The following is a 13,943-nucleotide window of genomic DNA, read 5'->3' as shown; positions in this document are numbered from 1 at the left end:
GGATTCACCGCACGTAATCGGGGAACTCGGATTCTCGCACGGCTTTTTGCCCGACGACGGGTCCTGCCGCAAGAAATCGCAGACCTACGGCCGTGTCCGCCTTTACAGTCAACTCTCCTTGTCTGACCGGATCTTGAAGGCCAAGAGGTAAGCGATGTCGGAATACCCCGCGGTGGCCCGCCGGATGTGGCGTCAGCTGGAGCCCGTCCACGCCCTTCTCTACTTCGCCCCCGAGGCGTTCGAGGAAGCGGCGGCGCTCGGCTACGACACCGACTCGCGCTGGCCCAGTTACTTCGCCTGGCGCACGGCGCCGCTCGGCGCCGCGGGCCCGGAGCTGGTGGCCGCGACGTTCTACAGCTTCAGTCCGCGGATGATCGCCCGGTACGTACCGGCGATCTGGTCGACGGCGGCGCCCGGCAAGGTGCTGGACGCCCGGCTGCGGGCGGTGGACCGGATACTGACCGGCTTGCTGAGAGCCGGCCGGATTTCCGCGTCCCAGATCGCCGAGGCCGCCCGGCTGGCCCGCCAGGCCGCCGAGAACGCCTCCATGGCCGCCCGCCCGCTGGCCGCCGCCAACCGCGACCTGCCCTGGCCGGACGCGCCGCACCTGGCCCTGTGGCACGCCGTCACGGTGCTGCGCGAGCACCGCGGCGACGGCCATCTGGCGGCCCTGATGACCTGTGACCTGGAACCGTGCGAGGCACTGGTGTCGTTCGCGGCGATCGGCGCCGCGCCGAAGGCCAACTTCAAGGGGCGCGGCTGGTCTTCGCAGGAGTGGAGCGCCGCGCACGACCGGCTGGCCGCGCGCGGCTGGATCGATCCGGCCGGCCGTCCCACGGACCGGGCCCGCGAGGGCCGCGACGAGGTCGAGCGCATGACGGACCGGCTGGCCGCCGGCCCTTGGCGGGCGCTCGGCCGGTCCCGCGCGGAACGGCTCGCGCAGCTGCTGAACCCGCTGCTGGCGGCGGTCTCGGAGGCCGGTCTGCTGCCGCGGCACGGGACGTTGGGGATCGGGGCGGTGAAGGTGGCGTACCCGTAGCGGAGCGGCATACGGGCCGGGCCCGCACCCCGGCGGCGGGCCCGGCCCGGCCCCTCATCCCGTCGCCGCCCGGTCCCCCAGCACCCGTACGACGTCCGCGTGCGTGACCCCGTGTTCGGCCAGTACGGACGCGGCGAGGCCCGGCCTGGCCACCAGGGCGAGGAGCAGGTGTTCGTCGCCGATGTGCTTGTCGCCGCGGCCGAGCGCGACGCGCAGCGACCGTTCCAGCGCGGACTTGGCCTCCGGGCCGAACGGTCCGCGCAGCGAGCGCGCGCGCCGCGCCGGGGGCCCGGAGGCGGCGGCCAGCGCGCCGGTGCCGTGCGCCTGTTCCACCCGTGTGACGATCTCCGAGAGGTCGATGCCGAGCCCGGCCAGCGCCTCCGCGTCGGCGGCCGTCAGCCCGCCCCGCCGTCGGGCCTCGTCCAGCGACCGCTCCACGGACGCCCGGCGTTCGCGCACTCCGAGGGCGGCGAGCGCCTCGGCGCCCGGGGAGCCCCGGCCGTCCAGCAGGGCGAGCAGCAGTTCGCCCTCGCCGACCGTGCCGGGCCCCGGCCGGGCCGCGTAGGCGGTGGCGCCCCGCACCACGTCGCGGGCGCTCGCCGTGAACCGTTCGAACATCAACGCCTCCCGTGCTTCTTGTGGACCGCCTGCCTGCTGACCCCCAGCTCGGCGGCGATGTCCTGCCACGACCAGCCCTTCGCGCGGGCACTGCGCACCTGTACGGCTTCCAGCTGTTCCAGCAGCCGGCGGAGCGCGGCGACGGCGCGCAGCCCGATCCGGGGGTCCTGGTCGCCCGCCCGCTCGGCGAGCTTCGTTGCTTCGCTCATGGTGTCAATTTAGGTTGACGCGGGGGTGGTGTCAATGGTGGTTGACAAGGCGGGTTCCGCCGACCCGGCGCGCGGCCGGCCCGCCCTTGACCTCAAGTGCGCTTGATGTCGGAGGCTCCGGGAGCAATCCCGGCCCGAGAAGCGAGGAAGCCCGATGACCATCACGTCCGTACACCCCGACGTCCGGCGCCCGGACGCCGGTACCGTTCTCGTCAGCCTCTGGACCGTGCCGGCGCCGGACCTCCAGCGCCGCGCCGCCGACGCCGTGCTCGACGCGTGGGAAGGGCAGCCGCGCCCCGGCGCGATGCTGTCGCTGAGCACCTTCCTGAGCGACGACGGCGGCCATGTCCTGAACTACGCCCAGTGGACGGACGACGACGCGCACCGGGAATGGGTACGCCACCGGCGGCCCGCCGCCGTCAGCCGTATCGACGAGTCGATTCCCGGCATCCGCAGGCCGGGGGTGGCCCGTTACGCGCGCTACCGCAGCTACGTACCCGACGGGACGCCGGACCGGCACCCCGGCCTACTGGTGACCCCGACGTTCACCACCACCGGCCCGGCGGTCCAGCGCGCGCTGGCCGACACGATGCTCGACGCTCTGGAGCGGGAACGGTTGCCGGGCCTCCTCGGGGCACACCTCCACCTCGCCAAGGACGGCAGCCGCGTCCTGAACTTCGCCGAGTGGGCGGACACCGCCGCGTGGCGGGAGTTCGCGGGCAGCGGCGCGGCGGCCCGGCTGCGTGCGGCCGTGTCGGCCGTCGAGGGGGTGACGGCCGACACGGCCGCACCCACCGCGTCGGGGCAGGCCGGTGTGACGCACTACCGGCTGCACGCAAGCCTGGTGAACGTCCCGGCCCCGTGAGCACGCGCGCCGCGGCCCGGTCCGTTCAGGAGAAGATCCGGGCGAGGTGGTAGTCGATCGTCCTTTGGACGTCGGCCATCGTGCGGCGCCCGTGGAGCACATCGAGGCCCAGGCCGGTGACGCCCGACACCAGCAGGTCCGCCTCGCGCGCGGGATCGACGCCGGGGCGTACCGCGCCGGCCTCCCGGATCAGCCCGGCGACCAGCAGCTCCACGGTCTGCTCGCCGTGCAGGAACACCTCGGCCGTCGCCGGGTCGGTCAGACTGCGCACGAAGTACGCGGTGAACACCCGCAGCGCCAGGGCGCGCTGGTCGTCCAGCGGGAGGAATTCGACCAGCACGGCGCGCAGGACGGCGCGCAGGTCGCCGGCGTCGTGCAGGCCGGCCATGCGTGCGCGGGCCCGCCGGTCGTTCTCCTCGTGCAGCATCCGCAGCGCCTCGACCAGCAGGCGGTGCTTGCTGCCGAAGTAGTACTGGACCACCCGCAGCGACACCCCGGCCTCCGCCGCGACCTCGCGCATGCTCACCGCCTCCAGGCCGCGGCCGGCCGCGATCCGCCAGACGGCTTCGGCGACCTGACGCCTGCGCCGTTCCCGCGCGCCGTCCGGCGGGGACGGGGGCGGCGCGGGCCGGTGCCGCCCCGGTACGGCCGCGCCCTCGTCGGACCGGTCAGCGGCGCGGGCCTTCCGGCGCCGCCGGTACGCCTTCGCCTGGCAGCTCCGCGAACAGTAGACGGGCGGCCGTCCGCGGGCCGCCGCGGGCAGCCCGGTTCCGCAGACCCGGCACCCGGCCGTATTTTCGTCACGCACGAGGACAGCGTACCGCGTCACGGAAAGCGTGACGAATATCAGAAAGCCCATCCACAGTCAAGGCGGTCGGGTGAGATTTTTGGTACGGTCGTATCCATCGCACGGGAAACACCGTCACGCAACGGGGAGACGACCCATGAACGAAGGCTGGTACCGGCTGCTGTCCCTCCTGACGCTCGTCGCGGGCTTCTGGGAGGGGCCGGCGGCCATCCTCTACCGGATCATCGGCGACGACGACGGCACCGTCCTGCGGGCCGCCAACTACCTCGACGGGCCCTGGAACTACGTCGTCTCGGGCGCGGCCATCGTGGTCACCGTCGCCCTGCTCGCCGTACTGGACAAGGGACGCCAGAAGGCGCTCGCCCGCGAGCGGGACGCCGGGGGCGCCCGTACGCAGACGGGCACGCACACGGGCTGAGGCCCCCGGCGCCGGCCGGACGTCAGGTCAGTTCGTAGACCTGCCCGGTCTGGCCGCCCTCGACCGAGCGGACGTACGCCGCCGCCACCCGGTCCAGGCCCACCGACTCGATGCCGGGGAAGAAGTCGCCGTAGTCCGCCAGGGATTCGGTGACCACGGCCGGGCTCACCGCGTTCACCCGCTGCGGCGCGATGTCGACCGCGGCGGCCCGCACGAACGCCTCCACCGCGCCGTTGGCCATCGCCGCCGCGCTGCCGGTGGGTATCGGGTCCCGGGACAGGACGCCGGTGATCAGGGTGAAGGAGCCGCGCCCGGCGATCCGGGCGGTGCCCTGGCGCACCAGTTCGATCTGGCTGAGCACCTTGCCGCGGAAGCCCGCCGCGTAGTCCTCGGCGGTCATCTCGGCAACCGGCTTGAACGGGACGTCACCGGCCGCGCTCACCACCGCGTCCAGCGTCCCGGCCCGCTCGGTGGCCCGGTCGTACGCCTCGGTGACCTGTGCCGGATCACCGATGTCCAGCCGCAGGTCGCCGCCGCGGCGGCCGACGGTGATGACCTCGTGGCCGCGTCCGGCCAGCGTCTTGTGTACGGCGGCGCCCAGTTTCCCGGTCGCGCCGATCAGCAGGATCTTCATGCGGCCGACGCTAGGCCGGGCCCCGCACGGGAGGGAAATACCTTCCGCGGGGGATTTATGCTCGGGGGTTATGAGTGATCTGCGGCGGGCGGCCGGACGGCCGGGCCGGGGCCCGGACGGGGCCGCGCGATGAACGTGGAGCTGCGGCACCTGCGGGCCCTGGCCGCCATCGGCGACCAGGGCACGATCACCGGCGCGGCGGCGGCCCTGCACGTCAGCCAGCCCGCGCTGTCGCGCACGCTGGAGCAGCTGGAGACCCGGCTGGGCACCGCCCTGGTCGAGCGGACCACCCGCCGGCTGCGGCTCACCCCGGCGGGCCGGCGGCTGTACGAGCACGCCCACCGCATCCTCGCCCAGCTCGACGACGCGCTCGCCGAGGCGACGGCCGGGCCCCGGCCGCTGCGCGTCGGCTTCGCCTGGGCCGCGCTCGGCCGGCACACGGTGCCGCTGCTGCGCGACTGGCGGCAGGCGCGCCCCGGCGACCCCGTCGAGGTGCACCGGCTCGACGACCCGGAGGCCGCGCTGCGCCGCGGCACCGTCGATCTCGCCTTCCTGCGCACCGTCCCGGCGGACGACGGCGTGCTGCACACCGTCGCGCTGTACCGCGAACGCCGGCTGGCCGCGCTGTGCGAGAGCGACCCGCTGGCCGGTGCGGCGGAGGTCGCGCTGGCCGACCTGGCGCACCACCCCATCGCGCTGTGCGCCACGGCCTGCACCACCAGCACCGAACTGTGGCCCGCCGGGCGGCGTCCCCGCCGCACCTTCGAGGTCGCCAACGTGGACGAGTGGCTGACGATGATCGCGACCGGCGAGGCGGCCGGGGTGACCGCCGAGGCCACCGGGCACAGCCATCCGCACCCGGACGTCCGGTACCTGCCGATCACCGACGCCGGGCCGGTCACGGTCCTGCTGGCCCGGCCCCGTACGGCCACGCACCCGGCCACCGCCGCCTTCGCGGACCACGCGCGGCGGACCCTGCGCGACGGTGGCGGGACCGCGTAGCGGCGGCTCCTCGGGCCGCGGCGGCGTGCCCCTCCGTCGCTCCGGCGGGCCGCCGGTGGCCGGTTCAGTCCGTCCGGGCGCCGGTCGCCGCCCGGACCGTCAGGGTGACGACGGCCGCGACGCCGTCCGTGTGCAGCGCGGCGCCCGTGTCCGCGGGCAGCAGGGCGGCGTCGTGGCGCTCCAGCGACAGCGCGGGCGCGGCGGACCCGTGCCCGTCCAGCGTCGTACGGCCGGACAGCGCGACGACCAGCCGCGTGCGCTCTTCGCCCGGCTCCCGCGGGGCGGTCGCGGGAAGCGCCAGGTGCTGCTCCCGCGCCGGCTCCACGGTCGCCGTCGAACGCCCGCGCCGCACCATCACGTTGAAGTTGACCACGGGCCCGTCCAGGAGGCGGCAGTCGGTCACCGCCTCGCCGGGGAAGGCGAACGGGCGGTGTCGGCCCGGCAGTACGTGGCGCGTCCCGTCGACGGTCAGTTCCAGTCCGGCGCCTTCGGCCACCATCAGGACGCGGTCCACGCCGGGCAGGGCGGAGTACGGGCCGTCCCGGCCCACCTCGGCCAGGCTCACCCGCCAGTCGAAGGCGTCCCAGCCCGCGCCGGGCGGTGCGGCGGCGATCTCCCGCGTCACACCGCCGCCGTTGCTCCAGGCCGACGCCGTACGGCCGGCCGCGCGCAGCACCCGCACCCGCGCCCCCTTCCCGTGCTCCCGCGCCTCAGACCGTCAGGACGACCTTGCCGAACATCTCGCCCTCGGCCAGCTTCGCGAAGCCCTCGCGCGCCCGGTCCAGCGGCAGCGTCGTGTCGATGACCGGCCGCACGCCCTTGGCCGCGCAGAAGTCCAGCAGCGAGGCCAGTTCGTCCTTGCTGCCCATGGTCGAGCCGACGACCTTCAGCTCCAGGAAGAAGATGCGGTTGAGTTCGGTGCGCTCGGGGTTGAAGCCGCTGGTGGCGCCCGAGATGACCAGCGTGCCACCGGGCTTGAGCGACTTCACCGAGTGCGACCAGGTGGCGGCGCCGACCGTCTCGATCACCGCGTCCACCCGCTGCGGCAGCCGCTCGCCGGTGGGCAGGGCGGCCTCGGCGCCCAGTTCGACGGCGCGCTTGCGCTTGTCCTCGCTGCGGCTGGTGGCGAAGACCCGCAGACCGGCCGCCGCGCCCAGCACGATCGCCGCGGTGGCCACCCCGCCGCCCGCGCCCTGCACGAGCACGCTGTCCCCGGGCCGTACCCCGGCGTTGGTGAACAGCATCCGGTACGCGGTCAGCCAGGCCGTCGGCAGGCACGCCGCCTCGGCGAAGGACAGCTCCTTCGGCTTGGGCAGCACGTTCCAGGCGGGGACGGCGACCTGCTCGGCGAAGGTGCCCTGGTAGCGCTCGGTGAGGATGGAGCGCGGCTCGTCCGGGCCGACGCCGTGCCCGCTCTGGCCGATGACCGAGTGGAGGACGACCTCGTTGCCGTCCGCGTCGATGCCGGCCGCGTCACAGCCGAGGATCATGGGCAGCGCCTCCTCCCCGAGTCCCACGCCGCGCAGCGACCACAGGTCGTGGTGGTTGAGGGAGGCGGCCTTGACGTTGACGGTCGTCCAGCCGGGGCGTGCCTCGGGGGCCGGGCGCTCCCCCAGTTCGAGTCCGCTCAGCGGCTGGTCCCGGTCGATCCGGGCGGCGTAGGCAGCAAACATGATCCCAACGTAGGGCGCCGGGGGCCCGGGCGGTACCGCGCCGCGGTGTGACACGCGCCGCGCGGGCCCGCCGGGAAACGCGAAGGCCCCGCCACCGGGCGGGGCCTTCGGGGTCACCGGGTCAGCGGCGGGCGACGCCCTCCGCGCGGGCGGCGGCGGCGACCGCCGAGGTCACCGCCGGGGCGACCCGCTCGTCGAACGGCGACGGAATGACGCACTCGGCGCTCAGGTCGTCGGCGACCACCGAGGCCAGCGCCTCGGCGGCGGCCAGCTTCATGCCCTCGGTGATACGGGTGGCGCGCACCTGGAGCGCGCCGGCGAAGATGCCGGGGAACGCCAGGACGTTGTTGATCTGGTTCGGGTAGTCGCTGCGGCCGGTGGCGACCACCGCCGCGTACTTGTGCGCGACGTCCGGGTGGATCTCCGGGTTCGGGTTGGCCATCGCGAAGATCAGCGCGTTCTCCGCCATCTTGGAGACGGCCTCCTCCGGCACCGTGCCGCCGGAGACGCCGATGAAGACGTCCGCGCCGTCCAGCGCGGTCTCCAGCGAGCCGGACAGCCCCGCCTTGTTGGTGAAGGAGGCCAGCTCGCGCTTGACGTCGGTGAGGTGCTCGTCGCGGTCGGCGGTGACGATGCCCTTGCGGTCGCAGACCGCGACGTCACCGATGCCCGCCTCGACGAGGATCTTGGCGATGGCGACCCCGGCCGCGCCGGCGCCGGAGATGACGGCGCGCAGCTGGCCGAGCGAACGGTTCGTCAGCTGGGCGGCGTTGCGCAGCGCGGCCAGCGTGACCACGGCGGTGCCGTGCTGGTCGTCGTGGAAGACCGGGATGTCCAGGCGCTCCTGGAGCCGGCGCTCGATCTCGAAGCAGCGGGGCGCCGAGATGTCCTCCAGGTTGACGCCGCCGAAGGACGGCGCCATCCGCACCACGGTGTCGACGATCTCGTCGGTGTCGGTCGTCGAGAGCGCGATCGGCACCGCGTCCACGCCGCCGAACTGCTTGAAGAGGATGGCCTTGCCCTCCATCACCGGAAGGGACGCCTCCGGGCCGATGTCCCCCAGGCCCAGCACCGCGGTGCCGTCCGTGACCACGGCCACGACCTGCGACTTCCAGGTGTAGTCGTGCACCAGGTCGGGTTCTTCGGCGATCGCGCTGCACACCTTGGCGACACCGGGCGTGTAGGCGAGGGACAGGTCCTCGCGGTCCCGCACCGGCACCGTCGCCTGGATCGCCATCTTGCCGCCGCGGTGGAGGAGGAAGGCGGGGTCCTGGCACTGCCGCTCCCCGCCGTCGGGTCCGGAGCCGGACGCGCCCTTGGCGCCCGTACCGCTGCCCGGGTCCGTCTGCGTGTTGCCGCCGCTGTGGGACTGGGCGGTCTTGGCTGTCACTGGTTCAACCCCTTTATTCGTCAAACAGTTGAGGGTGACCACTCCCTGGTCGGGGTGGGCGGGCACCGCGTCCGCGCCCTGCGCGACGGATGGCCGTCCCGCGGGGGGAGGTACGGACGCCGGGCGCGCCGCACACGCGCCCTGAGCCCCGGATGAGGGGTGTAACGAACCTTTCTACCGGACGGGCGTGCGCCCCGACGAGTCGGATTCGTTACCCTCCGGTCCGCAAGCCCGGCAATAGCCGCTAACGGCACGAAAAGCAAAAAGCGCCGGGCCGCCTGTCCGTACTGCGAGACGCGGGCCCGCGCCGGCCGCCCCGCCGTGCGGCTTCCCGCGCGGGCTCCCCTTGGGGCACCTGGCGTACACGGGCCCGCCCACGTCCGTTATCCGATTTTGACCTGTACGACAGTCCGGATAGCGGTGTCCGGATGGCAGGATTCCGTCACCAAACGAGGTCGCGACGCCCGAAGGTGTGTGCCCGGCCCCTGCCAGTCGGCTTCTCCCTCATCCGCAGGAGGATCAGCATGACCGCAAGCCCCACCCGTCGCCCGGCCCCCGGCAGGTCTCGTTCAGCCGTGGCCGCGGCGGCCGCGGTCGCGGCCTCGCTGCTGCTGCTCACCGCCTGCGGCGACCAGACCGACGCGGCCATCGCCAAGCGCGAGGCGGCCAAGAACCGCAACCCGGACGCGCCGCTGTTCAAGCTGCTGCCCAAGGACGTGCAGGACAAGGCGATGATCCAGGTCGGCTCGGACATCTCGTACAAGCCGGTGGAGTTCCGCACCAACGGCGAGGTCACCGGCATCGACCCGGACCTGGCGGACGCCCTGGGCAAGGTGCTGGGCGTCAAGCTGAACTTCAACAACGCCACCTTCGACACCCTCATGGGCGGCATGAAGTCCAAGCGCTACGACATCGCCATGTCGGCGATGACGGACACCAAGGACCGCCAGCAGGGGGTGGACAGCACCACCGGCAAGAAGGTCAGCGACGGCGTCGACTTCATCGACTACCTGGACGTCGGCGTCTCGATCTACACCCAGAAGGGCAAGACCCAGGGCATCGACGGCTGGGAGGCCCTGTGCGGCAAGAAGATCGCGGTGCAGCGCGGCACCGTCTCGCACGACCTGGCCAAGGACCAGACGAAGAAGTGCGAGGAGACCGGTACGGACGCCATCTCCATCGAGGCGTTCGACAACGACTCCGAGGCCCAGACCCGGCTGCGCACCGGGGGCGTGGACGCGGTCTCCAGCGACTACCCGGTCGCCGCGTACGCGGTCAAGACCTCCGGCGGCGGCAACGACTTCCAGCTGGTCGGCGGCGCGCCGGTCAAGGCCGCCCCGTACGGCATCGCGGTGCCCAAGGACCGGCCGGAACTGCGCGACGCCCTCAAGGCGGCCATGGAGGCCATCGTGAAGAACGGCGACTACGCCCAGGTGCTCAAGAAGTGGAACGTCACCGACGCCGCGGTCGGGGAAGTCAAGCTCAACGGCGGCAGCTGAACGCGCCCGAGCCCCGCCCGGCCGCGTGCCCGCTCCGCCCGCGCACGGCCCGTCCCTCCCGCCGAACGCTGAAAGGCAACACCCGTGTCCGTTGACGTCGACAAGCCGGCCCAGCCGCCGGCGGACGCCCCGCCGCCCGCGCCCGAGCCGATCAAGGCCATCCCCGTCCGCCATTACGGACGCTGGGTCGCGGCGCTGGTGGTCCTCGCGCTGCTCGCCCTGCTCATCCGGGCCTTCGCCTCCGGCAAGGTCAACTGGGGCGCGATACCCGACTACATGTTCAACCCGGACATCCTCCGGGGGCTGCGCAACACCCTGCTGATCACCGTGCTGTCGATGGTCATCGGCATCGTACTGGGCGTGGTCCTGGCCGTGATGCGGCAGTCGAAGAACCCGGTGACCTCGACGGTCGCGTGGTTCTACGTCTGGTTCTTCCGCGGTACGCCGGTCTACGTCCAGCTGTTCCTGTGGTTCAACCTGGGCCTGGTCTTCCAGTACATCGACATCATGCCGATCTACAAGGACGAGTGGTCGGACTTCATGACCCCGTTCCTGTGCGCGCTGCTGGGCCTGGGCCTCAACGAGGCCGCGTACATGGCGGAGATCTGCCGCGGCGGTCTGCTCGCCGTGGACGAGGGCCAGACCGAGGCGGCGCACGCGCTGGGCATGAGCCACGGCAAGACGCTGCGCCGGATCATCGTGCCGCAGGCGATGCGGGTGATCGTGCCGCCGACCGGCAACGAGGTCATCAACATGCTCAAGACCTCCTCGCTGGTCATCGCCGTGCAGTACTACGACCTGCTGCAGTCGGCGCAGAACGTGGGCCGCGACGCCGGTCCCGTGGTGGAGATGCTGATCCTGGCCGCGGTCTGGTACCTGATCGCCACCTCGGTGCTCAGCATCGGCCAGTACTACCTGGAGCGCTACTACGCCCGCGGCGCCAGCCGCCAGCTTCCGCCCACCCCGGTCCAGCGGCTGCGGGCCAGGCTGTCCGGCGGTGCCACCCGTTCGTCGGCCGGAGGTGCCGCATGACCAGCAAGTCCACCCCCATGGTCAAGGCCGAGGGCGTCCACAAGTCCTTCGGCGCGGCCCACATCCTCAAGGGCATCGACCTGGAGGTCGCACCCCGTGAGGTGTTCTGCCTGATCGGTCCGTCCGGCTCCGGCAAGTCGACGTTCCTGCGCTGCATCAACCACCTGGAGAAGATCAACGCCGGCCGGCTGTCGGTCGACGGCGAACTGGTCGGCTACCGGGAGGCCAACGGCAAGCTGTACGAGCTGCGCGACCGCGAGGTCTCCGCGCGCCGCCGGGACATCGGCATGGTCTTCCAGCGTTTCAACCTCTTCCCGCACATGACGGCGCTGGAGAACATCATGGAGGCGCCGGTCCAGGTCAAGGGCGAGACCAAGGCGACCGCCCGGGAGCGCGCGGAGCGGCTGCTGGACCGGGTGGGCCTGGCCGACAAGGCGGGCAACTACCCCTCGCAGCTCTCCGGCGGCCAGCAGCAGCGCGTCGCGATCGCCCGCGCGCTGGCCATGGAGCCGAAGCTGATGCTGTTCGACGAGCCGACCTCGGCGCTCGACCCGGAGCTGGTCGGTGACGTGCTGGACGTGATGAAGGACCTGGCGGCGGACGGCATGACGATGGTGGTCGTCACGCACGAGATGGGCTTCGCGCGCGAGGTCGGCGACTCGCTGGTCTTCATGGACGACGGCATGGTCGTCGAATCCGGCCACCCGCGCGACGTGCTCGGCAAGCCGCAGCACGAGCGCACCAAGTCCTTCCTGTCCAAGGTGCTCTGACCGCCGGGCCGGCGCCGGGAACACGAGACGGGCGGTCCGAACGGGCGCGGCAGACGCCTCCGTACGGACCGCCCGTCGTGGGCACGGGCCGTGCCGGGGCTACTTGAGCCCGAGGACCAGCGCGTCCATGGGCGAGCGCCACACCGCGCGCGCCTCGCCGAAGCCGGATTCCCGCAGCACCTCGCAGTGCCAGGTCACCGAGGGGGTGTCGCCGTCGGCGTGCTCGCCGTAGATCGCGAAGCGCTCGGCGGTCGGCCCGGCGAGCACCGGGTCGGCGGCGGCCTTGTCCCACCAGGCACGCCAGTCGAGCGCGCCCGCCTCCTTGGCCTGCTCCTGCCGCGCGTGCCGGAAGGCGCGCTCGGCCGCGTCGATGCGCGGGGTGTCCCCGTCGGGCATGTGGTCGGCGTTCATGAAGACGCCGCCTTCCCGGACCAGCCCGCCGAGCTGTCCGTACAGGCCGCGCAGCGGTCCGGTGTGCATCCAGTGCAGGGCGGTGGCGGTGAGTACGGCGTCGTACGAGTCGTGGGGCAGGGCGTCGGTCCAGCGGGGGTCCTTGAGGTCGGCGCGGACGAACGTCACCCGGTCGTCGCCCTCGAAGTAGCCCTGGGCGATGGCCAGCAGCGCGGGGTCGAGGTCCACCCCGACGCTCACGGCCTTGGGGAACCGCTTGAGCAGCCGATCGGAGATACTGCCCGTACCGCACGCGAGGTCCAGGACCCGGGGTTCGGTGCCCACCAGCGCCTCGACCATGTCCAGCATCACGCGGAACCGCTCCTCGCGGTCCGGCATGTACCACTCCTGCTGGCGGTCCCAACTCTCCTGCCAACCCTGCCAGTCCGTACCGACGACGGTCTCGGTCATACCGTTACCTCCAGGCCGTAATACCCTCGTAGCAACAACACCTCTTACGAACCCTAGAGCGCGCCCGTAAGGACTACAAGTGGAACTGGCCTATTACTCGGACTACGCCGTTCGCCTGGTCAACACCGAACAGCCCGAGCGCGGCGGCGACACCCTGACCTCGGTCGAGGCCGTGCGCGAGCTGTTCGGCCCGGCCCAGCAGATGGCCCGCCGGGCGACCGAGAGCGATGTGACCCGCCTGCGCGGGGTACGGTCCCGGCTGCGCGCCGTCTTCGAGGCCGCGGCCGAGGGCGACGAGGTACGGGCCGTGGACCTGCTCAACGCGCTGATGATGGAGTTCCCGGTCAGCCCGCAGATCTCCGGGCACGAGTTCCGCGACGAGGACGGGCGCCCCAAATGGCACCTGCACATCGCCGACCACGCGGCCAACGCCACCGCCGGCTACACCGCCACCGCGTCCATGGGCCTGGCCTTCCAGCTCACCGAGCTGGGCGTGGACCGGCTCGGCATCTGCCAGGCACGCCCGTGCCGCAACGCCTACCTCGACACCTCGACCAACCGCTCCCGGCGCTACTGCTCCGACCGCTGCGCGACCCGCGCCAACGTCGCCGCCTACCGGGCCCGCAAGCGCCTGGACGGCGAACGCCCGGCCCGTACCGGCCGGACCGCGGAGACCGCCGAGACGGCCCAGGACAGCACGCCCGACAGCGAACGCTGAAACCCGCGCGGCGGCCGCACCCGCACCCGGGCCCGGGCGACCACCAGCTCGTCGGGCACCACGCCGAACTCCCGGCTGTCGTTGGCCACGAACGGATTGTCCCCCTGGACCCACCAGCCGCCCTCGCGCCGCTCGACGGCCCGCTTGACGATCAGCAGGTCCTGCCGGAACGGATGCCGCAGGACGACGACGTCACCCGGCCGTACCACCGCTCCGTACTGGACCACCAGCTGGTCGCCGGGCCGCAGCGTGGGCACCATCGACGGGTTGTAGACCTCGGCCAGGCCGAAGGCCCGCAGCAGTCCCCTGCGCTCCCGTCCCTGTTCCTCGCCCTGCTCCGGCCCGCGTTCTTCCACCCGCTCCGGCATCCGCCACACCTCCCGGTCCGGGCCCGGTGACCGCCACGG

At 72.8% G+C, this 13,943-nt stretch carries 17 protein-coding genes; 8 read left to right on the top strand and 9 right to left on the bottom strand.

What is annotated here, in order from left to right; all coding sequences use genetic code 11:
- The first annotated feature begins 154 nt into the window (after positions 1-154).
- A complete protein-coding gene (locus ACH4FX_RS17820) occupies positions 155-1,039 on the top strand; it encodes a hypothetical protein (RefSeq protein WP_398479866.1) in 885 nt (294 codons plus the stop codon).
- A 54-nt stretch (positions 1,040-1,093) separates the two neighbouring features.
- On the opposite strand, the gene ACH4FX_RS17815 is transcribed toward ACH4FX_RS17820, so the two are convergent.
- Positions 1,094-1,657: a Clp protease N-terminal domain-containing protein gene (locus ACH4FX_RS17815; RefSeq protein WP_398479864.1), complete on the bottom strand. Its 564-nt coding sequence runs from the start codon at positions 1,655-1,657 to the stop codon at positions 1,094-1,096.
- Positions 1,657-1,866: a helix-turn-helix domain-containing protein gene (locus ACH4FX_RS17810; protein WP_385226248.1), complete on the bottom strand. Its 210-nt coding sequence runs from the start codon at positions 1,864-1,866 to the stop codon at positions 1,657-1,659. The genes ACH4FX_RS17815 and ACH4FX_RS17810 overlap by 1 nt, the downstream gene beginning before the upstream one ends.
- A gap of 154 nt (positions 1,867-2,020) precedes the next feature.
- On the opposite strand from ACH4FX_RS17810, the gene ACH4FX_RS17805 reads away from it, so the two are divergent.
- Positions 2,021-2,731, top strand: a complete 711-nt coding sequence (locus tag ACH4FX_RS17805; RefSeq protein WP_398479862.1) for an antibiotic biosynthesis monooxygenase — start codon at positions 2,021-2,023, stop codon at positions 2,729-2,731.
- Between the two features lie 25 nt (positions 2,732-2,756).
- Here the strand turns inward: ACH4FX_RS17805 and ACH4FX_RS17800 are convergent, their stop codons facing one another.
- Complete coding sequence (locus ACH4FX_RS17800; RefSeq protein WP_398479860.1) at positions 2,757-3,539, bottom strand: TetR/AcrR family transcriptional regulator; 783 nt, start codon at positions 3,537-3,539, stop codon at positions 2,757-2,759.
- A gap of 136 nt (positions 3,540-3,675) precedes the next feature.
- On the opposite strand from ACH4FX_RS17800, the gene ACH4FX_RS17795 reads away from it, so the two are divergent.
- Positions 3,676-3,957, top strand: coding sequence for a hypothetical protein (locus tag ACH4FX_RS17795; RefSeq protein ID WP_398479858.1), 282 nt, complete (start codon positions 3,676-3,678; stop codon positions 3,955-3,957).
- Positions 3,958-3,979: 22 nt separating this feature from the next.
- Here the strand turns inward: ACH4FX_RS17795 and ACH4FX_RS17790 are convergent, their stop codons facing one another.
- Positions 3,980-4,591, bottom strand: a complete 612-nt coding sequence (locus ACH4FX_RS17790) for a short chain dehydrogenase (RefSeq protein ID WP_398479856.1) — start codon at positions 4,589-4,591, stop codon at positions 3,980-3,982.
- Between the two features lie 129 nt (positions 4,592-4,720).
- On the opposite strand from ACH4FX_RS17790, the gene ACH4FX_RS17785 reads away from it, so the two are divergent.
- On the top strand, positions 4,721-5,593 hold the full coding sequence (locus ACH4FX_RS17785; RefSeq protein ID WP_398479854.1) for a LysR family transcriptional regulator: 873 nt from the start codon (positions 4,721-4,723) through the stop codon (positions 5,591-5,593).
- Positions 5,594-5,657: 64 nt separating this feature from the next.
- On the opposite strand, the gene ACH4FX_RS17780 is transcribed toward ACH4FX_RS17785, so the two are convergent.
- The 3 genes from ACH4FX_RS17780 to ACH4FX_RS17770 form a co-directional block, all read right to left on the bottom strand.
- Positions 5,658-6,275, bottom strand: a complete 618-nt coding sequence (locus tag ACH4FX_RS17780; protein WP_398479852.1) for a HutD family protein — start codon at positions 6,273-6,275, stop codon at positions 5,658-5,660.
- Between the two features lie 28 nt (positions 6,276-6,303).
- Positions 6,304-7,266: a zinc-binding dehydrogenase gene (locus ACH4FX_RS17775; protein ID WP_398479850.1), complete on the bottom strand. Its 963-nt coding sequence runs from the start codon at positions 7,264-7,266 to the stop codon at positions 6,304-6,306.
- Positions 7,267-7,387: 121 nt separating this feature from the next.
- Positions 7,388-8,656: an NADP-dependent malic enzyme gene (locus tag ACH4FX_RS17770; protein ID WP_398479848.1), complete on the bottom strand. Its 1,269-nt coding sequence runs from the start codon at positions 8,654-8,656 to the stop codon at positions 7,388-7,390.
- 524 nt (positions 8,657-9,180) lie between these two features.
- Here ACH4FX_RS17770 and ACH4FX_RS17765 point away from each other — a divergent pair.
- From ACH4FX_RS17765 to ACH4FX_RS17755, 3 genes are all read left to right on the top strand, one after another.
- Positions 9,181-10,155, top strand: coding sequence for an ABC transporter substrate-binding protein (locus ACH4FX_RS17765; protein WP_398479846.1), 975 nt, complete (start codon positions 9,181-9,183; stop codon positions 10,153-10,155).
- Positions 10,156-10,239: 84 nt separating this feature from the next.
- Positions 10,240-11,187: an amino acid ABC transporter permease gene (locus ACH4FX_RS17760; RefSeq protein ID WP_398479844.1), complete on the top strand. Its 948-nt coding sequence runs from the start codon at positions 10,240-10,242 to the stop codon at positions 11,185-11,187.
- A 17-nt stretch (positions 11,188-11,204) separates the two neighbouring features.
- Positions 11,205-11,957: an amino acid ABC transporter ATP-binding protein gene (locus ACH4FX_RS17755; RefSeq protein WP_398480002.1), complete on the top strand. Its 753-nt coding sequence runs from the start codon at positions 11,205-11,207 to the stop codon at positions 11,955-11,957.
- 99 nt (positions 11,958-12,056) lie between these two features.
- On the opposite strand, the gene ACH4FX_RS17750 is transcribed toward ACH4FX_RS17755, so the two are convergent.
- On the bottom strand, positions 12,057-12,818 hold the full coding sequence (locus ACH4FX_RS17750) for a class I SAM-dependent methyltransferase (protein WP_398479842.1): 762 nt from the start codon (positions 12,816-12,818) through the stop codon (positions 12,057-12,059).
- A 79-nt stretch (positions 12,819-12,897) separates the two neighbouring features.
- Here ACH4FX_RS17750 and ACH4FX_RS17745 point away from each other — a divergent pair, with 79 nt between their 5' ends.
- The gene (locus ACH4FX_RS17745; RefSeq protein ID WP_398479840.1) at positions 12,898-13,536 is read left to right on the top strand and encodes a CGNR zinc finger domain-containing protein; all 639 of its coding nucleotides are present in this window, start codon (positions 12,898-12,900) and stop codon (positions 13,534-13,536) included.
- Here ACH4FX_RS17745 and sodX read toward each other — a convergent pair.
- Positions 13,431-13,904: a nickel-type superoxide dismutase maturation protease gene (sodX, locus tag ACH4FX_RS17740; protein WP_398479838.1), complete on the bottom strand. Its 474-nt coding sequence runs from the start codon at positions 13,902-13,904 to the stop codon at positions 13,431-13,433. The two genes, ACH4FX_RS17745 and sodX, sit on opposite strands and share 106 nt — an antisense overlap.
- Positions 13,905-13,943: the final 39 nt, after the last annotated feature.

The organism is Streptomyces sp. NPDC018019 (assembly GCF_044327805.1).
Classification (GTDB): Bacteria; Actinomycetota; Actinomycetes; order Streptomycetales; family Streptomycetaceae; genus Streptomyces.
Note: the sequence above shows the minus strand (reverse complement) of the source record. Positions and strands in the feature narration are given on the sequence as shown.